The organism is Leisingera daeponensis DSM 23529 (assembly GCF_000473145.1).
In the GTDB taxonomy this organism is placed as follows: Bacteria; Pseudomonadota; Alphaproteobacteria; order Rhodobacterales; family Rhodobacteraceae; genus Leisingera; species Leisingera daeponensis.
The window spans coordinates 3,235,386-3,255,163 of the sequence record NZ_KI421500.1 but is presented as its reverse complement, the minus strand read 5'-3'; the positions used below and the strand labels follow the sequence as shown (position 1 = coordinate 3,255,163).

The following is a 19,778-nucleotide window of genomic DNA, read 5'->3' as shown; positions in this document are numbered from 1 at the left end:
CGCAAATTCGAGAGATTTGAACACCCCGCCGGAAACCTTTTGAAAACCTGTGGGGCGCACATTGGCAGACGTGCCGTGGGGGCATGAAGAATTTGGGTGAAAGTGGTGGCCAATATACTAACAGTAATGCACTCGGAAACAGTGCGCCTCAATCCTGACAAACTCACCGCGCTGTATGAGCAGCTTGGCGAAACCGGCGCCGAAGACGTCGTCTGCCGTGCGGTCGAGGAAATGGCTGTCCGCCTGACGCATTGCGAGCGTCTGTGGCGGCAGAATGAAATGGCGAGCCTGCGCAAAAGCGCCCGGTCGCTGATCGCGATTGCCGATCAGATCGGCATGACGGCGCTCGCGTCGATTGCCGGCGACGTGACCGCGGCCATCGACGCCGAGGATGCGCCGGCGGTTGCCGCGATTCTGTTCCGGCTGATGCGGGTGGGGGAACGCTCGCTGACCGCGGTCTGGGACCAGCAGGACATGACGATCTGATCTCTCCGCAACCTGCAGGGCTTGCAGGCCGCGCTGCGGCGGCTACTCTGGCGCATCAGAACCGATTGCAACCGGAGTATTTCGATGCCGCCAGTATTTGCCGCAGCCGGCGCGGACGCCTGCCCTGTGCATGTGATCGCAAGCGACACTTTCGACAGCTGGCTCTCGGGCCAGCCGCAGCGTGTTCAGGCCTGGGCAACGGCGCATGGGTTTACCGGCGCCTGCGGCCAGGCTCTGGCAGTGCCGGGCGCCGATGGCGCGGTTGAGATGGCCCTGGCCGGATACGGCAGCGCCGCCCAGCGCGCGCGCCGCCGTTTCGTGCTGGCCGAAGCCGCGCAGAAACTGCCCGCGGGCCGTTACCGGATCGCCTCCGGCCTGCCGCAGGCGGACGCCGCGGCCGAGTCGCTGGGCTGGCTGCTGACCGGCTACCGCTTCGGCCGCTACAAGGAAGGCAAGGACGAGACCGCCATGCTGGCGGCCCCCGATGGGGTGGATGCCGCCGCCGTCGAATCGCTGGCCGCCGCTGAATGCCTGACCCGCGACCTGATCAACACGCCCGCCTCCGACATGGGCCCGGCAGAACTTCAGGCCGCGGCGGAAACCCTGGCCGAAGAGTTCGGCGCAGACATCTCCACGATTCTCGGCGAGGACCTGCTGGCGCAGAATTTCCCGCTGATCCACACCGTCGGCCGCGCCTCGGACCGCGCGCCGCGGCTGATCGACCTGCGCTGGGGCGGCAGCGGCCCCAAGCTGACCCTGGTGGGCAAGGGCGTCTGCTTTGACACCGGCGGGCTGAACCTGAAACCCGGCAGCAGCATGGCGCTGATGAAAAAGGACATGGGCGGCGCCGCCAACGTCCTGGGCCTTGCCCGCATGATCATGGCCGCCGGGCTGGATTTGCAGCTCAGGGTGCTGATTCCGGCGGTCGAAAATTCCGTCTCCGGCCCCGCCTTCCGCCCCGGCGACGTGCTGACATCGCGCAAGGGGCTGACGGTGGAGGTCAACAACACCGATGCCGAGGGCCGGCTGGTGCTGGCCGATGCGCTGGCCCTGGCGGCGGAGGACGCGCCGGACCTGCTGATCTCCATGGCCACCCTGACCGGCGCTGCCCGGGTTGCGGTCGGCCCGGACCTGTCGCCGTTCTACACGGACCACGATGGCGACGCCGCGGCGCTTGCGGTCAGCGCCGCCCGCGCCGCCGACCCGGTCTGGCGGCTGCCGTTCCACGAACCTTACGAGGCGATGATCGAACCGGACATCGCCGACCTCGACAACGCGCCCTCCGGCGGCTTTGCCGGCTCGATCACCGCCGCCCTGTTCCTGCGCCGCTTTGCAGGCGGCGCCCGCTACATGCATTTCGACATCTACGGCTGGACCCCCGCCGCCGCGCCGGGCCGGCCCAAGGGCGGCGCCCTGCAGGGGGCCCGCGCCCTCTTTGCCGCGCTGCCTGATATGCTGGAGCTGTGATCCGATGACCGACCGCCGCCGCTTGCCGATGAACGCCCGGGTGGCTGCCGCGCATCTGAAAGACGCGCCGGAAGACCTTAGGAAGGTGACAGGCACCGCCGCCCGCATCGGGGTGCCGGTGGCGGACCTCCTGCGCGCGCCGGACGGTGCCCGCGACCGCCAGCTGGTCTATGGCGAGCCGGTCACGGTGTATGAGGAGCAGGGCGGCTGGTCCTTCCTGCAGGCGGCCAAGGATGGCTATACCGGCTATGTGCCCAGCGCCAGCCTGACGGCCCCCTTCGAGGCGACCCATTGGGTCAGCGCCCCTGCCACCCATGCCTACAGCGCGGATGACTTCAAGTCCCCCGACACCCACGCCCTCAGCCACGGCAGCCGGGTGCAGGTGCTGGGCGGCACAGGCCGGTTCCTGCAGACCAACCTGGGCTTCATCCCGGCCCGCCACCTCGCCCCGCTGGGCGTCCATCCGGGGGATCCGGCGGCGGTGGCGGACCTGTTCCTCGGCACGCCCTACCTCTGGGGCGGCAACAGCCGCTTTGGCATTGACTGCTCCGGCCTGGTGCAGGCGGCGCTGCTGGCCTGCGGCACCCCCTGCCCCGGCGACAGCGACATGCAGGAGGCCGAGCTGGGCAGCCCGGCACCCGCCGCAGACTACCGGCGCGGCGACCTGCTGTTCTGGAGGGGCCATGTTGCGATGGTGCGGGATGCGGACACCCTGATCCACGCCAATGCACACGACATGGCGGTGGCGATTGAACCGATCGCGGCGGCCATCGCGCGGATCGCGGCCCAGGGCGACGGCCCGGTCACCGCGCATAAAAGGCTGGAATAATCCCCGCCCGCGGCCCCAGGCGGTAAAACCATTCGAAGATACTCAGCCGGAAAATTCGGATTTTCCGGTCCCCGCCCCGCCGCAAGACTTGCGGCTACTCCACGGAGCGGATCAGCTTGCGCTCCAGCACCCTCAGCACGGTCTTCAGATCCGCCCCGCGCTTCAGGATATGCCCGTCCATGCCGACCACCGAATACTGCCCCTGCCGCTGCCGCAGCTTGGGGCGTTTTTCGATCCGGTAGAGCGGATGCTCTGCCGTGCGCCGGAAGACGGAGAAGACTGCCAGATCACGCAAGGAAGAAATCCCGTAATCGCGCCATTCCCCCGCCGCCACCATCCGTCCGTATAACGTCATGATGACCGACAGTTCGCGGCGGTCAAACGCGACTTGCTGAGGTATAGGAGATCCGGGAAAAGGCTGCACCTGATCAAAGCTCATAGGTAAAAGGTTGCGCCTTTCCCCCCGCAAATCAAGGTTTTTAACATTCGATTTTTGCCGTGGTGCAGCAGGCCCACAGGCGCGGCAGGCCTGTCTTGCCCGGTTTCCGCCCCGCTCAGGCCTCCGCCAGCGCGCCGCAGCGCAGGCCCAGAATCTGCTCCAAGGCCACCCGCCCCGGCGCCGTCAGCATCAGCCCGCGCTTTTGCCGGTGCCGCGTGACCCAGCCGCTGTCCAGCGCGTGATCCAGGATCTGCCGCCCCAGTGGCCCGGCCACATGCAGCTTGCGCTCGGTCCAGTCCAGGCAAGGCCGGGCAAAGGGCTGGCGGCCCGGCCGCTCCGGCAGCACCACCCCCAGTTTCAGCCACTCCGCGGCGGGTTCGGCGCGAAAGGCGCCGTGCGCCTCCACCAGCAGTCCCCGGTCCAGCAAGGCCCGGGTCATCGCCACCGCCAGCGGCCCGGCCAGATGGTCGTAACAGCTGCGCAGCTGCGCCAGCCCGCCCGCCTTGCGCTGCTGGGCGCGGTGCAGGCTGTCCGCAGGCGCAATCGCCGCCAGCTGCTCCAGCGCATGCGCCACCTCCGCGCCTGCCAGCCGGTGATAAACGCAGCGGCCGCGCTTTTGTGCCACCACCAGCCCGGCGTCCTGCAGCAGCCGCAGATGCGCCGAGGCGGTCTGCGGCGTCACGCCCGCAGCCGCCGCCAGCTCCTTGTTGGTATAGGCGCGCCCCTCCATCAGCTCGCACAGCATCTGCGTGCGGCTGGCGTCGCTGAGGGCCTGGCCCAGAATGTCGAAACGCGGTGTGATCATGGCTCTACCCTATGCGTTTCTTTCAGGCCGGCCCAAGCAAATCCCTTCGCCGCGCAGCGAACTGTTGCGCAGCCCCTCTGCCAATGCGGCGGCGCTTAACGCGGAAATAACCTGCCTGTTGCAGACTTCCCCGGCAACGGCCAGCGGCCCGCCGGTGCCGCCGCGCTCTGCCCGCAGAACACGCTCCGCCCCAAGACGCGGACACCAAAGCGAAAGAATGCGGCGGCGGGGCTTGGCATCAGGCGCAGGGGAACGGTCAGGGCAGGCAGGGGCAGCAGGGCCGGAAGGCCGCCAGATAACGGGAGGCACAGGCGATATGCTCATATTTTGTTCTCATTTCTCGATTCGGTTAACCCGTGCGGAGGCATCGTGACATCTTTCCGCCTGCACAAAGCCGCGGCCCTGGTCGTGGTGATCACCGCGCTGGCCATCGGCAGCACCGCCCCGGTGACCGCCCGGGACAGCAGCAGCACCAGCAAGCATGTGGCCAAGCGGATTGCGCTGATGACCTCGCAAAAGGCCGCCATGGACGTGCTGACCGGCATGGCTGCCGGGCGCAGCACCTTTGACCGCAGCCAGGCGCGCGCGGCCCGCAAGCAGCTGATCAAATCCACCGGCAGCATCCGCAAGCACTTCCGCAAGCCGCACCTGGACCCGCGGTCCAACGCCCGGCCGCTGATCTGGCACGCGTGGAAGGATTTCAAGGCCCGCGCCGGCACCGCCGAAGCCGCGGCCAAGGACCTCAACACCGGCTCGCTCAGCGGTCTGCGCCGCACCCTGCCCGGCCTGATGCAAAGCTGCCTCAGCTGCCACGAAACCTATCGCAGCACGCCCAACAGCTTCACAACCCACTGACCGGAACGCCGGCCCCGCCGGGCCGGTCTCTCAGGCGCCGAACCGCGCCAGGAACGTGTCGATCGCGCCGCTGATCACCCGCTCGCGCTCGGCCTCGGTGAACTCGGTGTCGATCTTGAACAGGAACCGCAGGAACACATCGGCCTTGCACAGCTCGATGAATTGCGCGGCGGCCAGATCCGCATCTTCGATCTTCAGCTCGCCGCGCGCCGCAGCGGCCTCCATATAGGTCTGGATCTCCCCGTGCAGCGTCATCGGGCCGCTTTCGTAGAACATCGGCCCCAGCTCCGGGAACCGGTCGGCCTCGGCCACGAAGATGCGGAACAGCTGCAGGCTGAAGCCGCCCAGCAGCACCCCGTGCACCCGCTCCGCCGCCGCCCGCAGCACCTCCCGCGGCCCGCGGCTGCCCGGCGCCAGCTCCAGCGAAGCGTCCGCCTGCTGCACGCAGGCCGAGCGCACCACCTCCATGAACAGCACCCGCTTGTCAGGGAAATAGCTGTAAAGCGTCGCCTTTGAGACTCCCGCCGCCTTGGCGATATTGTCGACGCTGGCGCCCTCAAATCCATCCGCCAGGAACACCTCGCGCGCGCCCTCCAGGACCTGGTCGAATTTCCGGCCGGTGCGCAGGACGCTGGCTTGCTGGTTCATGAAGGCTCCTCGGGATACGGGCTGCGGGGTGCAGGGCCTGCCTCTAATGTAATGCGGGCCGCCGCTTTGCAACAAGGCTGTGCATCAAGGCTGGCGCGCCATCTTGCGGCGGCGCAGGGATTTGCTATGTTTAGAATAATTCTAAACTAGGGGCAGACGATGCGGTTTTTTACTCAGCGCAAGCACTTTTCGGACCTGACCGGGCAGGAGATCCTGGCCCTTGCAATCGCCTCCGAGGAGGACGATGCGCGCATCTACCGCAGCTATGCGGCGCGGCTGCGGGCGGACTACCCGGCAACTGCGGCGATGTTCGACGGCATGGCCGCGGAGGAGGATGAGCACCGCGCCCAGCTGATTGCCCTGCACGCAGACAGGTTCGGCCCGGCGATCCCGCTGATCCGGCGCGAGCATGTGGCAGGCTATTACGCCCGCCGCCCGGTCTGGCTGATGGAAAACCTGAGCCTGGACCGCATCCGCGACGAGGCCCGCGCGATGGAGCGCGACGCCGAACGCTTCTACACCGCCGCCGCCGCCCGCACGCAGGACGCCGCCACCCGCAAGCTGTTGGGCGATCTCGCCGCCGCCGAGGCAGGCCACCAGGCCCGCGCCGGCACGCTGCAGGAGGCGCATCTGGACGACGGCACCCGCGACGATGAGGACCGCGCCGCCCACCGCCAGTTCGTGCTGACCTGGGTGCAGCCGGGGCTTGCTGGGCTGATGGACGGCTCGGTCTCCACCCTGGCGCCGATCTTTGCAACCGCCTTTGCCACCCAGGACACCTGGACCACCTTCCTGGTCGGCATGGCGGCCTCGGTCGGGGCGGGCATCTCGATGGGCTTTACCGAGGCGGCCTCGGATGATGGCGAACTCTCGGGCCGCGGCTCCCCCGTCAAGCGCGGACTGGCCTCCGGCATCATGACCACCGTCGGCGGCCTCGGCCACGCCCTGCCCTACCTGATCCCGGAATTCTGGACCGCCACCACGCTGGCGCTCCTGATCGTGTTTGTGGAGCTTTGGGCCATCGCCTGGATCCAGAACAAATTCATGCAAACCCCCTTCTGGCGCGCCACCATGCAGGTGGTGCTGGGCGGCGCGCTGGTGCTGGGCGCCGGCGCCCTGATCGGCAGCGGCTAGACTCGCAGCAAGGCCCTCCCGCCCGCGCCGGAGCAGCCACAGGCTGCCCCTCCCCGGTTGGGCCCGGCAGCGCTGACGCGCTGCGGGTGCGCCACACGGGTCAGGCGCTCTCAGCGAAAACCCCTGCCCCGTGCGCAGCACGGGGCCACGCCCAACTGCGAAGGGCATTCTTCGAATGACCATGAGCAGGCGGGAGCACGCCCCTGCCGCTCAAAGCCTGCCCAAAAAACAGCCTTTGCCAATTGGTCAGCTCTTGTTACCAATCTCCCATGGCCGAGATTTTCTTCCGCACCCTGCCCTTCTTCGCAATCATCGGCCTTGGCTACTGGGCCGGGCGCAGCCGGTTTTTCACCGAGGAAGCAACCGCCTACCTCACCCGTTTCGTGTTCTACTTTCCGCTGTCGGCGATGATCTTCGGTTTTGCCGCCAACCTCTCCTTTGCCGAGGTCTTCGATCCCACGCTGATCCTTGGCTATCTGGCAGGCACGCTGGCGGTCTACCTGCTGGTGACAGCCGTCGCCATGATCCGCGGCCTGGACGTGCCCACCGCAGCGGTGGAGGCGCAATGCGCGGCAATCGGCAATGTGGGCTTCCTGGGGCTGCCGATGATGGCGATCCTGTTCGGCCCGGCCTCCGCGGCGCCGATGATGGTGGTGCTCAGCGTCGATCTGGTGGTGTTCTCCTCGCTGATCGTCATCCTGATCAACGCGGGCCGCGGCCAGGGCCTAGGTCTGGCGACCCTGAAACTGGTCGGCTTGGGCCTGCTGAAGAACCCGATGATCCTGTCCATCGTCGCGGGCCTCGCCTGGTCGGCCTCCGCGCTGCCGATCCCGGAGCCCGCCAACGATTTCCTCACCATCCTCGGCGGCGCCGCCACGCCCGGCGCGCTCTTCGCCATCGGCGCGTCGCTCGCGTCGAAATCGGCGGAGCGGGTCCAGGTCGCCGGCTGGCTCAGCTTTGCCAAGCTGGTGCTGCACCCGGCCTGCGTCGCCGTCGCGGTGCTGTGGCTGATCCCCGCCGCGCCGTTTTCCGCCGCGGTTGCCATCGCCGCCGCCTCCCTGCCGGTGGCGGGCAATGTCTACATGCTGGCGCAGCACTACGGCGTGGCCCCGCACCGGGCCTCCGCCGCCATCTTCATCTCCACCGTAGTGTCGATCGTGACCGTGCCGGCAGTGATGGCCTGGGTCTCCTAAACCCGGATCACGTAATCCTTGCGGGTGGTCTCGATCACCTCCCAGGTGCCGCTGAAGCCGGGCCGCAGGATGAAGCTGTCGCCTGCCGCCAGAGGATACTCGGTGCCGTCGTCGCTGGTGATCACCGACCGCCCCTCCAGGATCCGGCAGTATTCCCATTCGTCATAGGATATCCGCCACTTGCCCGGCGTCGACTGCCAGATGCCGCAGTACAGCCCGTCACGCTCCTCCGCGTTCCAGGTGGTGAACACCGGGTCTCCCGCAATCACCTTCTCCGGCGACGGGCGCTCGACCTCGGCCTCCGCAGCCTCCGGTGTCAGCCTCAGAAAATCCCTCATGGCCCTTGGTCTCCCTGTTGCTCTGGCGGCAGACTGTCCCGGTTTTCACCGCCGCTGTCCAGAACCCCCAGGCGCGGCTGCTGCCGCCGCCAGCCGCCCAAAGCCCCGGATGTTTGCAGTTTCGCAAGCCTTCTGCCGCAAAAACCGGCCTTGCCGCCGCCCTCCCGCTGGACGCTGCGGCAATCTGCGGATAGCGATAGGGCTAACAGATTTGAGGAGCCTCACCCATGGAAACCGTTTCCGAGAACCGCGCCTTTGGCGGCACCCAGGGCGTCTACAAACACGCCAGCAGCGCCACCGGCGGCGACATGACCTTCGGCCTGTTTCTGCCGGAGGAGGCCAAGGACGGGCCGGTGCCGGTGCTGTGGTATCTCTCGGGCCTCACCTGCACCCATGAAAACGCGATGACCAAGGCAGGCGCCCAGGCCTGGTGCGCCGAGCAGGGCATTGCCATCGTCTTCCCCGACACCTCCCCCCGCGGCGAGGGCGTGGCCGACGATGAGGCCTATGATCTGGGCCAGGGCGCGGGCTTCTACGTCAACGCCACGCAACAGCCCTGGGCGCCGCATTTCCGCATGTGGGACTACGTGGCCGAGGAACTGCCGGCACTGCTGGGCGACAAATTCGCCATCGACCTGGACCGCCAGGCGATCACCGGGCATTCCATGGGCGGCCACGGCGCGCTGACCTTGGCGATGAACCTGCCGGGCCGCTACAAATCGGTCTCCGCCTTCGCGCCGATCTCCCACCCGGCCCAGTCGGACTGGGGCCGCAAGCAGCTCAGCGCCTACCTGGGCGACGATGAAACCGCCTGGGCCAAGCACGACGCCACCCTCCTGATGCGCGAAAAAGGCTTCGACGGCCCGATCCTGGTCGACACCGGCACCTCCGACCAGTTTATCGACCTGCTGAAGCCCGAAGCGCTGGCCCACGCCGTCGCCGAACGCCGCCAGCAGGCCACCCTGCGGATGCAGCCGGGTTATGACCACAGCTATTTCTTCGTGTCGACCTTCATGGAGGAGCATGTCTCCTTCCATGCCGACGCGCTGTACCAGAACTGAACACAAGGACGCGGCCATGAGTGACGAATTTGATTATGACCTGATCATCATCGGTTCCGGCCCCTCGGGCCGCGCCGCCGCCATCCAGGCGGGCAAGCTGCACCGCCGGGTGCTGGTGATCGACCGCAAGGACCGGCTGGGGGGCGTGTCGGTCCACACCGGCACCATCCCGTCCAAGACCCTGCGCGAAACCGTGCTGAACCTCTCCGGCTGGCGCGAGCGCTCCTTCTACGGCCGCTCCTACCGGGTGAAGGACCAGATCGAGGCGAACGACCTGAAAGCGCGCCTGCACATGACCCTCGATTACGAGGTCGACGTGCTGGAGCACCAGTTCAACCGCAACCACGTCGACACCCTGAACGGGCTGGCGAAATTCATCGGCCCGAACGAGGTCGAGGTGGCCACCGAGGCCGGCGAATCCACCCGGCTGACGGCAGAGAAGTTTCTGATCGCCACCGGCACCCGCACCTACCGGCCGGATTACGTGCCGTTCAACGGCAAGACCGTGGTCGACGGCGACGAGTTCCTGGAGATGGCCGAGATCCCGCGCTCGCTGGCAGTCATCGGCGCCGGCGTGATCGGAGTGGAATATGCCACCATGTTCTCGGCGCTGGACGTGCGCGTCACCCTGATCGAGCCGCGCGAGACATTCCTCGACTTCATCGACAAGACCCTGATCCAGGATTTCACCCACCAGATCCGCGAAAACGGCGTCGACCTGCGGCTGGGTTCCGCCGTGGAAAGCATCGAGGACGCGGGCGAGCATATCGAGGTGTCGCTGGCCAACGGCCGCCACGTGCGCGCCGAAATGCTGCTGTTCGCGGCCGGCCGCATGGGCGCCACCGAGGCGCTCAACCTCGATGCCGTCGGCCTCAAGACCGACCACCGCGGCCGCCTGTCCGTGGACCGCAAGACCTACCAGACCGCGGTGCCCCACATCTACGCCACCGGCGATGTGATCGGCCACCCGTCGCTGGCCTCCACCTCGCTGCAGCAGGGCCGCGTCGCCGCCTGCCACGCGCTGGAAACCCCGACCCTGCCGGAAAGCCCCTGGTACCCCTACGGCATCTATTCGGTGCCGGAAATGTCCACCTGCGGCATGTCCGAGGAAGAGCTGAAGGAGCGCGGCATCCCTTACGAGGTTGGCGTCGCCCGCTTCCGCGAAACCTCGCGCGGGCACATCATGGGGCTGGAGCACGGCATGCTGAAAATGCTGTTCTCGCTGAAAACCCGCCGGGTGCTGGGGGTGCAGATCGTCGGCGAGGGCGCGACAGAGCTCATTCACATCGCCCAGGCGGTGCTGAACCTCAAGGGCACGGTGGACTACTTCGTGCAGAACACCTTCAACTACCCGACCCTGGCCGAGGCCTACAAGATCGCGGGCCTCGACGCCTTCAACCGGATGCCGATCCCGGAGGAGTTCAAGGTGAAGAAACCCGCCCGCAAGGCCAAACCGGCCTCCAAGGCAGAGGCTAAGGCAGACGCCAAACCCGCGGCTGACAAAAAGGCGGCAGAGTGACCGCCCTCTACATCGACGCCGACGCCTGCCCGGTGAAGCAGGAGGCCGAGCGGGTCGCCACCCGCCACGGCCTGCGCATGTTCGTGGTCTCCAACGGCGGGTTGCGCCCCTCGCAGAACCCGCTGGTGGAGAATGTGATCGTGTCTGAGGGCGCCGATGTGGCCGACATGTGGATCGCAGACCGCTGCGGCCCCGGCGATGTGGTGGTGACGGGGGATATCCCCTTGGCCGCCAAATGCATCGCGGCCGGCGCCCGCGTGCTGCGCCACAACGGCGAGCGGTTCACCGAAGCAAACATCGGCCAGCAGCTGGCGATGCGCGACCTGATGGCCGACTTGCGCGCCGCCAACCCGCTGGGGATGCAGGGCGGCGGCAAGGGCTTCACCAAGGCCGACCGCTCGCGGTTCCTGGATGCGCTGGAGCGCGAACTGCGGGCTGCCAAACAGGCCTGATCCCGGGTCAAGGCTCCGCGCCGCCCCTCCCGTTCCACGCCCAAAATTCCGCCCCGGAATTCTGCCCGGAGAAATTGCATTTTTCCGCCCCCGCCCATTGCCCGGCCACACCAAATCCGCCACTGATCAAACTCAGGGAGCGGGAGGCGGCACAGATGAGCGCAGAGGTCAAAATCAGCGTCCCCGGCCTGTTTGCCGCGGCAGGCGCAGGCATTGCCTTCTCCGTCATCGACATGATCTTCAAGTTCCTGTCCGGCGACTACCCCCTGTACGAGGTGGTCCTGTTCCGCTCCGTCATCGCGGTGGCGGTGATGCTGGCCATCATCGTGCCGCTGGAGGGCGGCTACCACCTCCTGCGCACCCACCAGCCGAAACTGCACCTGCTGCGCTGCCTGGTGGTGTTCTTTGCCAACATCTGCTTCTTCACCGGCCTCACCCTGCTGCCGCTGGCCGAAGCCGTCGCAATCGCCTTTGCCACGCCCCTCATCGTCACCACCCTGTCAGCCCTGTTCCTGGGCGAACGCCCCGGCCCCTGGCGCTGGGGCGCGGTTATCGCCGGTTTCCTGGGCGTGCTGATCATCATGCGTCCCGGCCCCGGCACCTTCCAGCCCGCCGCCATCCTGCCGCTCCTCGGCGCCTGCGGCTATGCGAGTCTGCACGTGCTGACCCGCCGCGCAGGCGGGACAGAGGCGGGCGCCACGCTCGCCTTCTACCCGATGATGGGCTTCCTGATCCTCAGCGCCCTGGCCGGTCTGGCCTTTGGCGACGGCCGCTTTGCCAGCGGCGATAACCCCGCCTTCGGCTTCCTGCTGCGCGCCTGGATCTGGCCTGCCCCCCAGGACTGGCCCTACCTGATCGGCGTCGGCCTTGCCGGTTCCATCGGCGGCTATCTGGTCAGCCAGGCCTACCGCATGAACGAGGCCACGCTGGCCGCGCCATTTGAGTACATCGCGATGCCGATGTCGGTCCTCTGGGGCGTTGTGATCTTCAACGAATGGCCCGATCCGGCGGTCTGGGCCGGCAGCGCGCTGATCATCGCCTCCGGCCTGGTCTCCGTCTGGCGCGAGACCCGCAAGAACCGCCCCGCCCCGCGGCCCCGCCCGCGCGCAGAAGGATGACCGCGATGCCCATTGATGCCGTCGTCTTCGACATCGGCCGCGTGCTGATCGAGTGGGAGCCGGAACGCTTCTACGACAGCCGCATCGGCGAAGCCCGCCGCACGCAGCTGTTCGAACAGGTGCCGCTGCACGAGATGAACCTGAACGTCGACCGCGGCCACCCCTTCCGCGGCAGCGTCTATGCGCTGGCGGACCAGCACCCGGACTGGGCTGAGGAAATCCGCTGGTGGCACGATTGCTGGCTGCAAATGGTGCCGCGCGCCATCCCCCGCACCGTCCGCCTGATGCAGGCGCTGCAGGCACGCGGCACGCCCGTTTTCGCCCTCAGCAACTTCGGCGCCGAGACCTTTGAGCTGGCCTGCGAAACCTACCCCTTCCTGCGGGGCTTTGACCGCACATTTGTCTCCGCGCATCTGAAATGCATCAAGCCAGAGCCGGAAATCTATGCCATTCTCGAACGCGAAACCGGAGTGGCGCCGCCGCATTTGCTGTTCACCGACGACCGCCCCGAAAACATCCAGGCTGCCCGCGCGCGCGGCTGGCAGACCCATCTGTTCACCGCCCCCGCGCCCTTTGCGGCCCGGCTGGTGCAGGCCGGTCTGCTGACAAACCAAGAGGCCGCCTGAGACGGCACACGCAGAAGGACAACAGGCACATGACCATCCCGTTCATCCCCTTTGAAGAGGGCGAGGCGCTGCTCGATTGGGTCAGCTTCACTGACACGCTGGCCGCCAGCCACAATCTGCCCAAGGCAGAGATCGGCGATACCTTCCTCTACCGCGACCCCGACACGCTGCTCAGCCGCTCCGCCTGGATCGACGGGCTGGGCCTGGCGGTGAAAACCGCCAGCATCTTCCCGCGCAACCCAGGCGCAGGCAAGCCGATGGTCAACGGTTCCGTCTGCCTCTACTCCGACACCGACGGCACCCTTGAAGCCCTCGTCGACTTTCACCTCGTCACCAAGTGGAAGACCGCCGGAGACAGCCTGCTCGGCGCCCTGCGGCTGGCCAACCCCGACGCGCGAGAGGTGCTGATCGTCGGCGCCGGCACCGTCGGCGCGTCCCTCATTGAGGCTTTCGGGGCCGGTTTCCCGCAGGCGCAGATCCGCGTCTGGAACCGCACCGCCGCCAAGGCGCAGGCGCTTTGCGCCCAGTACCCCAGCACCCTCCACGCCCCCGGTCTGGAACCGGCGGTGCGCGCGGCGGATATCATCGTCACCTGCACCATGTCGTCCCAGCCGGTGATCCAGGGCGAATGGCTCCGCCCCGGCCAGCACCTCAACATGATCGGCGCCTACCGCCCCGACATGCGCGAGGCCGATGACGCGGCGCTGAGGCGCGCGCAGATCTACTGCGACAGCTTTGACACCACCCTCGACCACATCGGCGAATTCAAGATCCCGCTGGCCGCCGGCACCATCCAGCGCAGCGACGTGCGGGCGGATTTCTATGCCCTGGACAGCTTCCCCGCCTATGACCCGGCCCGGATCACCCTGTTCAAGAACGGCGGCGGCGCCCATCTGGACCTGATGACCAGCCACCACATCCTGCAGAAGTGGCAGGCGCAATCATGACCTGGCTGCTGCTCCTTGGGGCAGCCCTTCTGATCCTGATCATCGCCCCGCCGCTGCGCGAACGGCTGCGCAAGCCGATGAACGCCGCAGCGCGGCAAACCGCCCCCGGCGCCTTTGCCCGGCTTTCCGGCGGCCTCACCCATTACCGCTGGCAGGGGCCGCTGCGCGGCCCCGTTGCGGTCTGCGTGCACGGGCTCACCACGCCTTCTTACGTCTGGAACGGCATCGCCCGGGGGCTGGCCGCGATGGGCTACCGGGTGCTGACCTACGACCTCTACGGGCGCGGCTGCTCGGACCGGCCAGGCGGCCCGCAGGACCGTGCCTTCTTCCTCACCCAGCTGGAGGAGCTTCTGGCGGATCAGGAGGCGGGCGAGGATATCACCCTGGTCGGCTATTCCATGGGCGGCGCCATCGCCACCGCCTTTGCCGCCGCCCATCCCGGCCGCCTGCGCGAGCTGATCCTGCTCGCCCCGGCCGGCTTCGGCCGCAGCCCGGACCGGCTCACCCGGATCATCCGCGATGTTCCCCTGATCGGAAACTGGCTGATGCACGCCCTTTACCCCGCCCTGCACATCCGCAGCACCCGGGCCGGGCGCAATTTGCCCTCCTCGGTCCCCGGCATCACCGCATTGCAGCAGCAGGAGCTGCGCTACCGCGGCTTCATTCCCGCGGTGCTCGCCTCCCTGCGCGGCATTCTGAACCAGGATTTCACCGAAGAGTTGCGCAGCCTGCACAGCAAGGGCGTGCCGGCTCTGGCCATCTGGGGCCAGGAGGACGCGGTGATCCCGCCGACCTCCCCCGGCCGCCTGGCCGAACGCGCCCGCTCGGTCCGGCAGGAGGAAATCGCGGGCGCCGACCACGGTCTGCCCTATACCCACACCGATCAGGTGCTGGAGATCATCGCCCGGAACCACCGCCGCGGCCTCGGCTGACCCAACCCGCCAGCTTCATCTTTCCGGAAATACTCCGGGGGCTGCTATTGGTGCGCCATTGGTCCAAGCCCAATGGCAGCGGGCAGCGCCCCGGTCCCTCAAACCGCCCCGGAACAGACCGCCGGCGTCATGCCGCCAGCGCCGCCGGCGGCAGCGGGCGCTCCTTCACCGGCAGATGCACAATCGCGCTGAACGCCCCGACCGCCACACCGATCCACCAGACCAAGGTGTAATCGCCATAGGTGTCATACATCCGCCCGCCCAGCCAGACGCCCAGGAAGCTGCCCAGCTGGTGGCTGAAAAACACGATGCCGTACAGCGTGCCCATATAGCGCAGCCCGTAGATATGCGCGACCAGGCCCGAGGTCAGCGGCACCGTCGCCAGCCACAACGACCCCATCGCGACCGAGAAGACGATGACGCTCAGCGGCGTGACCGGGAACAGGATGAAGGCTGCCGCCGCAATGGTGCGCCCGGTATAGATCGCCGCCAGCAGGTATTTCTTGGAATACCGCTTGCCCAGGTAGCCCGCCAGCAGCGTGCCGCCCACATTGGCCGCCCCGATCAGCGAAATCGCCGCCGCCCCCAGCGCCGAGGTGGTGGTGATCCCGATCGCATGCAGCGCCCCGCCCGGCAGGATCGGCCCGCACATCTCGGTCACGAAGGCCGGGAAATGCGCGGTGATAAAGCCCAGCTGATAGCCGCAGCTGAAAAAGCCCAGGAAGATCAGCGTATAGGACGGATCCTTGAACGCTTTCATCAGGATCGCGCCCATGCTCTCTTCCAGCTCCGCCCGGCTTGCCGCCACTGGCGCCCGCATCAGCGGCAAGGTCAGGATAAGCGCCAGCACCGCGCCCGCAAAAATCAGGAACACGCTCTGCCAGCTGAGGAACCCCAGCATCCACTCCGCCGCCGGCGCCCCGAATATCTGCCCCGCCGACCCGGCCGCCGTGACCACCGCCAGCGACATCGACCGGTTCTCATCGGAACTTGCCCGCCCGACAACCGCCAGCACCACGCCAAACCCGGTGCCCGCAATGCCGAACCCCACCAGCCACTCATAGGCCTGCATCTCAAACGGCGTCGTGGCCCAGGCGCTCAGCACAAGGCCTGCGGCATAGACAACAGCCCCCATGATGATCGCCTTGCGGTCGCCGATTTTCTCGGCAATGGCGCCGAAAATGGGCTGCCCGATGCCCCAGGCCAGGTTCTGAATGGCAATCGCCAGCGAAAACTCCGAGCGCAGCCAGCCGAACTCCTCGGCAATCGGGATCTGGAACACCCCAAAGGACGCGCGCACCGCAAAGCTCACCATGATGATGATGCAGCCCACGATCAGAACGGGGGTAAACAGCGGCGCGGGACGGTCCATCGGCTCTCTCCTGATAAGCCGGTGAACCCTCAAGGAAATTTACTGCCCGGTCAAATCAGGAAATTTGCGCGCATGATTAAGAAATTTTGATGCGAGGCGCACAAGCCGCAGGGGGCCGGCTGTGTTTCAATCCTGATTGCCCCGCTTCCCATCCCCCGCGCCCCGCGCTATCCCTTCTCCCATGACCCATCTGACCACGCTTTACCGGCAGAAGATTGACGCAGGCCACCTGAAGCCGGACCCGGCGCAGGAAGCTGTGCTGCCCCATTTCGACCGCATCGCCGAAGGCCTCAGGGCGCCGCCGGTGAAACGCGGCTTCTTCCGCAAGGCGGAGTATGAGCCGGTCAAGGGGCTCTACCTCTGGGGCGGGGTCGGGCGCGGCAAGTCGATGCTGATGGACCTGTTCGTCGACAGCCTCGGCGGCATCCCCGCGCGCCGGGTGCATTTCCACGCCTTCATGCAGGAAATCCACGCCCAGATGCACGAGGCCCGCAAGAACGGGGTGGAGGATGCGCTGGCGCCGGTGGCCAAGGGCGTGGCGGAGTCGGTGCGGCTGCTGGCCTTTGACGAGATGCAGATCACCGACATCACCGACGCGATGATCGTGGGCCGCCTGTTCGAGGCGCTGTTTGCCGGCGGGGTCACCGTGATCACCACCTCCAACCGGGTGCCGGACGACCTTTATAAGAACGGCCTGAACCGGCAGCTGTTCCTGCCCTTCATCGGCCTGATCAAGGCGCATATGGACGTGCATGAGATGGCCAGCGCCACCGATTACCGCCAGGACCGGCTGACCGGCGCGCAGGTCTATTTCTCGCCGGTGGACGCAGAGGCCCGCGCCCAGATCCGCGCGATCTGGGAGGATCTCTCGGGCGGCCCGGCGCAGCCGCTGACGCTGGAGGTGAAGGGCCGCGAAGTCACCCTGCCCGCCTTCCGCAACGGCGTGGCGCGGGCCACGTTCTATGACTTGTGCGGCAAGATGCTGGGGCCGGGCGACTACCTCGCCATTGCCGAGGAAGTGAAAGTGCTGGTGATGGAGGACATCCCCCGCCTGTCACGCAACAACTTCAACGAGGCCAAACGGTTCGTCACCCTGATCGACGCTTTGTACGAGGCCAAGGTGCGGCTGATCTGTTCGGCGGCGGCGCAGCCCGAAATGCTTTATGTCGAGGGCGAAGGCACCTTCGAATTCGAACGCACCGCCTCGCGCCTCAGGGAAATGCAGGACAAGGACTGGGGAAGCGGCGGGTAACTTCCGGCCGCCACGGCCGGGGAGATTGCAATTTTCGCGTGTCGCGCTTATCCTTGGCGGCCTGAACGGAGGTTGATCATGGCCACCCAAACAAGCCCGCGCTGGACCGACGCACAGGCCGCCTGCGGGCGCGAGATGTACAGCTCCACCTGGCAGGACGTCCTGGCAACCCTTGGCGGTGCCGCTTCCGGCATCGTTGCCAGCCTCGTCTTTGTTGCCGCCTACAAACCTGCACCCGATCCTCTGGTCGCGGTGCCCGCCGTCCTGATCCTGGCCGCGGCGGTCAGCCTGATCGCCGCCGTGTCATCCAGATACCGCAAACGGCGCCAGGCATTTGTTGCTCAGGAGACCTCCCGGCGCATTGCCAAGCTGATTGCAGAACAGGCGCCGGAGGCCAGCTCTCCTGAGGGTGCGGCCAAGGGTGCGGCAAAAGTCAAATCCAAACTCCACAGCCTGCGTCAAGCCATCTAGGCCGCGTTTCCGTGCGTCTGCCGCAGCCCAATGCCTTCAGCCCCGAGGATCTGGACGATGGCGTCGACATGCTGTCGGCGGATCCCTCGCAGATTCTGGAATGGAGCGGCACTGACCGCCCGCGTGCCGAATGGGATTATGAGGAAGTGGACGGGTGGCGGCAGTTCCTGGCTCAGGCCCGGGCCCGGGAGAACGAGAAGGCGCCGCCACTCTCCGACTATGTGATCACTGGCATCGGCGTCACGGCAATAGTGATCGGCGTCGGACTGACGGCGCCCGTCACCGGTGTGCCTGCTCTTGTCGGCCTCTGGGTGGGCGGCGCCGGATCTCTGGCCACACTCGCGGGCGCGGTCAAACTTGTGCGCCACAACAACCACTCAAACACGCGCTTGTGCATTATTGATCAGGCACAGCGCCTGCTGGAGGCGCGGCTGCTTTCGCACAACGCACCACCCGAATCCTAGGGTCAGCCGTTTTCGCGCAGGATGTGACCGGCCAGATACAGCGAGCCGCAGATCAGCACCCGCGCCTGCGGGTCCTTGGCGGCAATCGCCTGCAGCGCCGCCAGCGGGTTTTCCGCCGTGCCGGCCTCGATGCCCACCGATCTGGCCGCGGCTTCGGTCTCCCCGGCGCTCAGCGTGTTCGCCTCACCGGGGATCGAAACCGCCGTGAGGCTTGCAACATGCGGCGCCAGCGGGGCCATGTAGCCGCGCACGTCCTTGGTGTTCAGCATACCGCAGATCAGATGCGTGGGACGCTCCGGCAGCTTGGCCAGAACATCCGCCAGCGCCACGCCGGCCGCGGCGTTGTGGCCGCCGTCCAGCCACAGCTCAGCCTCCGGCGCGGCCTCGATCAGCGGGCCGGTCTTGAGCCGTTGCATCCGCGCGGGCCATTCGGCGTTCAGCATCGCCGCCTCGCAGGCCGCCTCATCGGCGCCCAGATGGCGCAGCGCCGCCAGCGCTGCACCGGCGTTCTGGATCTGATGCGCGCCCAGCAGAACCGGCAGCGGCAGGTCCAAGAGGCCGGTTTCGTCCTGAAACACCAGCCGCCCGCGCTCCTCCCAGACATGCCAGTGCTGGCCATGGGCGATCAGGGGCGCGCCGAGGCGTTCGGCGGTGGCCTCGATCACCTCCATCGCTTCTTCGGGCTGCGGGCCAACCACAACCGGCACGCCGCGCTTGATGATCCCCGCCTTTTCCGCGGCGATCTTGGCCAGCGTGTTGCCCAGGAACTGTTCATGGTCGATCGAAACCGGGGTGATCACGCTGAGCGCCGGGGTGATCACATTGGTCGCATCCAGCCGACCGCCCAGGCCCACCTCCAGCAGCGTGTAATCCGCAGGGGTGCGCGAAAACGCCAGCAGCCCTGCCGCCGTGGTGATCTCGAAATAGGTGATGTTCCCGCCGCCGTTGCTGGCGTAGCACTCATCCAGCACCTCGGTCAGATGCGGCTCCGAGATCAGCTCCCCCGCCAGGCGGATCCGCTCGTGAAAGCGCGCCAGATGCGGCGAGGTATAGGCGTGAACACTCTTGCCCATCCCCTCAAGCCCCGCCCGGATCATCGCCTGGGTCGAGCCCTTGCCGTTGGTGCCCGCCAGGTGGATCACCGGCGGCAGCTTGTCCTGCGGGTTGTCCAAGGCGGCCAGCAGCCGCCAGACCCGGTCCAGCGTCAGGTCGATGATCTTGGGGTGCAGCGCCATCATGCGGGCGAGGATCGCGTCGGAGGTCTGGGTCATCAGCCTGGTCCTGTCAGATCGGAGTGTCTTAGGTGGCAAAAAACAGCGCCCGCCCTGATAAGGACGGGCGCGGCCCGGCCAGGCGGCCAGGCGTTTCAC

22 protein-coding genes are annotated in these 19,778 nt (G+C 67.2%); 16 read left to right on the top strand and 6 right to left on the bottom strand.

All coding sequences use genetic code 11. The annotated features are described in order from the left end of the window. The first annotated feature begins 126 nt into the window (after nucleotides 1-126). The 3 genes from DAEP_RS0116400 to DAEP_RS0116390 all read left to right on the top strand — a co-directional run bounded on the left by DAEP_RS0116400 (nucleotide 127) and on the right by DAEP_RS0116390 (nucleotide 2,782). The gene (locus tag DAEP_RS0116400) at nucleotides 127-486 is read left to right on the top strand and encodes a hypothetical protein (protein WP_050761597.1); all 360 of its coding nucleotides are present in this window, start codon (nucleotides 127-129) and stop codon (nucleotides 484-486) included. Between the two features lie 84 nt (nucleotides 487-570). Next, complete coding sequence (locus DAEP_RS0116395; protein WP_027245411.1) at nucleotides 571-1,953, top strand: leucyl aminopeptidase family protein; 1,383 nt, start codon at nucleotides 571-573, stop codon at nucleotides 1,951-1,953. Between the two features lie 4 nt (nucleotides 1,954-1,957). Then, nucleotides 1,958-2,782, top strand: coding sequence for a C40 family peptidase (locus DAEP_RS0116390; protein WP_008554857.1), 825 nt, complete (start codon nucleotides 1,958-1,960; stop codon nucleotides 2,780-2,782). A 94-nt stretch (nucleotides 2,783-2,876) separates the two neighbouring features. On the opposite strand, the gene DAEP_RS0116385 is transcribed toward DAEP_RS0116390, so the two are convergent. Both DAEP_RS0116385 and DAEP_RS0116380 read right to left on the bottom strand, forming a co-directional pair. Further along, a complete protein-coding gene (locus tag DAEP_RS0116385) occupies nucleotides 2,877-3,221 on the bottom strand; it encodes a DUF2794 domain-containing protein (protein WP_039185371.1) in 345 nt (114 codons plus the stop codon). 115 nt (nucleotides 3,222-3,336) lie between these two features. Continuing rightward, nucleotides 3,337-4,026 (bottom strand): ArsR/SmtB family transcription factor, encoded by a 690-nt coding sequence (locus DAEP_RS0116380; RefSeq protein ID WP_027245409.1) that lies wholly within the window; start codon nucleotides 4,024-4,026, stop codon nucleotides 3,337-3,339. 369 nt (nucleotides 4,027-4,395) lie between these two features. Between DAEP_RS0116380 and DAEP_RS0116375 the strand changes: the two genes are divergently transcribed. Continuing rightward, nucleotides 4,396-4,881 carry a c-type cytochrome gene (locus DAEP_RS0116375; RefSeq protein ID WP_027245408.1) on the top strand — a complete coding sequence of 162 codons (486 nt, stop codon included), beginning with the start codon at nucleotides 4,396-4,398 and terminating at the stop codon, nucleotides 4,879-4,881. A 30-nt stretch (nucleotides 4,882-4,911) separates the two neighbouring features. Here DAEP_RS0116375 and DAEP_RS0116370 read toward each other — a convergent pair whose 3' ends face one another. Next, a complete protein-coding gene (locus DAEP_RS0116370; protein WP_008557324.1) occupies nucleotides 4,912-5,529 on the bottom strand; it encodes a TetR/AcrR family transcriptional regulator in 618 nt (205 codons plus the stop codon). Between the two features lie 159 nt (nucleotides 5,530-5,688). Between DAEP_RS0116370 and mbfA the strand changes: the two genes are divergently transcribed. Beyond that, on the top strand, nucleotides 5,689-6,663 hold the full coding sequence (gene mbfA, locus DAEP_RS0116365; RefSeq protein WP_008557960.1) for an iron exporter MbfA: 975 nt from the start codon (nucleotides 5,689-5,691) through the stop codon (nucleotides 6,661-6,663). A 269-nt stretch (nucleotides 6,664-6,932) separates the two neighbouring features. After that, nucleotides 6,933-7,856: an AEC family transporter gene (locus tag DAEP_RS0116360; protein ID WP_027245407.1), complete on the top strand. Its 924-nt coding sequence runs from the start codon at nucleotides 6,933-6,935 to the stop codon at nucleotides 7,854-7,856. On the opposite strand, the gene DAEP_RS0116355 is transcribed toward DAEP_RS0116360, so the two are convergent. Further along, nucleotides 7,853-8,194 carry a cupin domain-containing protein gene (locus tag DAEP_RS0116355; RefSeq protein ID WP_008554134.1) on the bottom strand — a complete coding sequence of 114 codons (342 nt, stop codon included), beginning with the start codon at nucleotides 8,192-8,194 and terminating at the stop codon, nucleotides 7,853-7,855. The genes DAEP_RS0116360 and DAEP_RS0116355 overlap by 4 nt on opposite strands. Before the next feature lie 227 nt (nucleotides 8,195-8,421). Here DAEP_RS0116355 and fghA point away from each other — a divergent pair, with 227 nt between their 5' ends. The 7 genes from fghA to DAEP_RS0116320 all read left to right on the top strand — a co-directional run bounded on the left by fghA (nucleotide 8,422) and on the right by DAEP_RS0116320 (nucleotide 14,849). Next, nucleotides 8,422-9,255, top strand: coding sequence for an S-formylglutathione hydrolase (fghA, locus tag DAEP_RS0116350; protein ID WP_027245406.1), 834 nt, complete (start codon nucleotides 8,422-8,424; stop codon nucleotides 9,253-9,255). Between the two features lie 16 nt (nucleotides 9,256-9,271). After that, nucleotides 9,272-10,774 carry a Si-specific NAD(P)(+) transhydrogenase gene (gene sthA, locus DAEP_RS0116345; protein WP_008557797.1) on the top strand — a complete coding sequence of 501 codons (1,503 nt, stop codon included), beginning with the start codon at nucleotides 9,272-9,274 and terminating at the stop codon, nucleotides 10,772-10,774. After that, the gene (locus tag DAEP_RS0116340; RefSeq protein WP_008557945.1) at nucleotides 10,771-11,226 is read left to right on the top strand and encodes a YaiI/YqxD family protein; all 456 of its coding nucleotides are present in this window, start codon (nucleotides 10,771-10,773) and stop codon (nucleotides 11,224-11,226) included. Before sthA ends, DAEP_RS0116340 begins: the two co-directional genes overlap by 4 nt. 155 nt (nucleotides 11,227-11,381) lie before the next feature. Continuing rightward, the gene (locus DAEP_RS0116335; RefSeq protein WP_027245405.1) at nucleotides 11,382-12,344 is read left to right on the top strand and encodes a DMT family transporter; all 963 of its coding nucleotides are present in this window, start codon (nucleotides 11,382-11,384) and stop codon (nucleotides 12,342-12,344) included. 5 nt (nucleotides 12,345-12,349) lie between these two features. Next, complete coding sequence (locus DAEP_RS0116330) at nucleotides 12,350-12,970, top strand: HAD family hydrolase (RefSeq protein ID WP_027245404.1); 621 nt, start codon at nucleotides 12,350-12,352, stop codon at nucleotides 12,968-12,970. Between the two features lie 29 nt (nucleotides 12,971-12,999). Beyond that, the gene (locus DAEP_RS0116325; RefSeq protein ID WP_027245403.1) at nucleotides 13,000-13,917 is read left to right on the top strand and encodes an ornithine cyclodeaminase family protein; all 918 of its coding nucleotides are present in this window, start codon (nucleotides 13,000-13,002) and stop codon (nucleotides 13,915-13,917) included. After that, nucleotides 13,914-14,849 (top strand): alpha/beta fold hydrolase, encoded by a 936-nt coding sequence (locus DAEP_RS0116320; RefSeq protein WP_027245402.1) that lies wholly within the window; start codon nucleotides 13,914-13,916, stop codon nucleotides 14,847-14,849. Before DAEP_RS0116325 ends, DAEP_RS0116320 begins: the two co-directional genes overlap by 4 nt. 127 nt (nucleotides 14,850-14,976) lie before the next feature. Here the strand turns inward: DAEP_RS0116320 and DAEP_RS0116315 are convergent, their stop codons facing one another. Next, nucleotides 14,977-16,221 carry an MFS transporter gene (locus tag DAEP_RS0116315; protein WP_027245401.1) on the bottom strand — a complete coding sequence of 415 codons (1,245 nt, stop codon included), beginning with the start codon at nucleotides 16,219-16,221 and terminating at the stop codon, nucleotides 14,977-14,979. Nucleotides 16,222-16,402: 181 nt separating this feature from the next. Here DAEP_RS0116315 and zapE point away from each other — a divergent pair, with 181 nt between their 5' ends. From zapE to DAEP_RS23375, 3 genes are all read left to right on the top strand, one after another. Further along, nucleotides 16,403-17,473 carry a cell division protein ZapE gene (gene zapE, locus DAEP_RS0116310; protein WP_027245400.1) on the top strand — a complete coding sequence of 357 codons (1,071 nt, stop codon included), beginning with the start codon at nucleotides 16,403-16,405 and terminating at the stop codon, nucleotides 17,471-17,473. 78 nt (nucleotides 17,474-17,551) lie between these two features. After that, a complete protein-coding gene (locus DAEP_RS0116305; protein ID WP_027245399.1) occupies nucleotides 17,552-17,944 on the top strand; it encodes a hypothetical protein in 393 nt (130 codons plus the stop codon). A gap of 11 nt (nucleotides 17,945-17,955) precedes the next feature. Further along, nucleotides 17,956-18,408, top strand: coding sequence for a hypothetical protein (locus tag DAEP_RS23375; RefSeq protein WP_027245398.1), 453 nt, complete (start codon nucleotides 17,956-17,958; stop codon nucleotides 18,406-18,408). A 2-nt stretch (nucleotides 18,409-18,410) separates the two neighbouring features. On the opposite strand, the gene DAEP_RS0116295 is transcribed toward DAEP_RS23375, so the two are convergent. After that, complete coding sequence (locus DAEP_RS0116295) at nucleotides 18,411-19,679, bottom strand: bifunctional folylpolyglutamate synthase/dihydrofolate synthase (RefSeq protein ID WP_027245397.1); 1,269 nt, start codon at nucleotides 19,677-19,679, stop codon at nucleotides 18,411-18,413. Between the last annotated feature and the right edge of the window lie 99 nt (nucleotides 19,680-19,778).

Excerpts from the sequence above, each read along its gene's own strand:
- DAEP_RS0116355 (WP_008554134.1), bottom strand. The coding sequence starts at position 8,194 with ATGAGGGATTTTCTGAGGCTGACACCGGAGGCTGCGGAGGCCGAGGTC.
- DAEP_RS0116320 (WP_027245402.1), top strand. The coding sequence starts at position 13,914 with ATGACCTGGCTGCTGCTCCTTGGGGCAGCCCTTCTGATCCTGATCATC.
- DAEP_RS0116315 (WP_027245401.1), bottom strand. The coding sequence starts at position 16,221 with ATGGACCGTCCCGCGCCGCTGTTTACCCCCGTTCTGATCGTGGGCTGC.
- DAEP_RS0116330 (WP_027245404.1), top strand. The coding sequence starts at position 12,350 with ATGCCCATTGATGCCGTCGTCTTCGACATCGGCCGCGTGCTGATCGAG.
- DAEP_RS0116400 (WP_050761597.1), top strand. The coding sequence starts at position 127 with ATGCACTCGGAAACAGTGCGCCTCAATCCTGACAAACTCACCGCGCTG.
- sthA (WP_008557797.1), top strand. The coding sequence starts at position 9,272 with ATGAGTGACGAATTTGATTATGACCTGATCATCATCGGTTCCGGCCCC.
- DAEP_RS0116335 (WP_027245405.1), top strand. The coding sequence starts at position 11,382 with ATGAGCGCAGAGGTCAAAATCAGCGTCCCCGGCCTGTTTGCCGCGGCA.
- DAEP_RS0116360 (WP_027245407.1), top strand. The coding sequence starts at position 6,933 with ATGGCCGAGATTTTCTTCCGCACCCTGCCCTTCTTCGCAATCATCGGC.
- DAEP_RS0116395 (WP_027245411.1), top strand. The coding sequence starts at position 571 with ATGCCGCCAGTATTTGCCGCAGCCGGCGCGGACGCCTGCCCTGTGCAT.
- DAEP_RS0116380 (WP_027245409.1), bottom strand. The coding sequence starts at position 4,026 with ATGATCACACCGCGTTTCGACATTCTGGGCCAGGCCCTCAGCGACGCC.
- DAEP_RS0116295 (WP_027245397.1), bottom strand. The coding sequence starts at position 19,679 with ATGACCCAGACCTCCGACGCGATCCTCGCCCGCATGATGGCGCTGCAC.
- DAEP_RS0116370 (WP_008557324.1), bottom strand. The coding sequence starts at position 5,529 with ATGAACCAGCAAGCCAGCGTCCTGCGCACCGGCCGGAAATTCGACCAG.
- DAEP_RS0116325 (WP_027245403.1), top strand. The coding sequence starts at position 13,000 with ATGACCATCCCGTTCATCCCCTTTGAAGAGGGCGAGGCGCTGCTCGAT.
- DAEP_RS0116385 (WP_039185371.1), bottom strand. The coding sequence starts at position 3,221 with ATGAGCTTTGATCAGGTGCAGCCTTTTCCCGGATCTCCTATACCTCAG.
- mbfA (WP_008557960.1), top strand. The coding sequence starts at position 5,689 with ATGCGGTTTTTTACTCAGCGCAAGCACTTTTCGGACCTGACCGGGCAG.
- zapE (WP_027245400.1), top strand. The coding sequence starts at position 16,403 with ATGACCCATCTGACCACGCTTTACCGGCAGAAGATTGACGCAGGCCAC.
- fghA (WP_027245406.1), top strand. The coding sequence starts at position 8,422 with ATGGAAACCGTTTCCGAGAACCGCGCCTTTGGCGGCACCCAGGGCGTC.
- DAEP_RS0116305 (WP_027245399.1), top strand. The coding sequence starts at position 17,552 with ATGGCCACCCAAACAAGCCCGCGCTGGACCGACGCACAGGCCGCCTGC.
- DAEP_RS0116390 (WP_008554857.1), top strand. The coding sequence starts at position 1,958 with ATGACCGACCGCCGCCGCTTGCCGATGAACGCCCGGGTGGCTGCCGCG.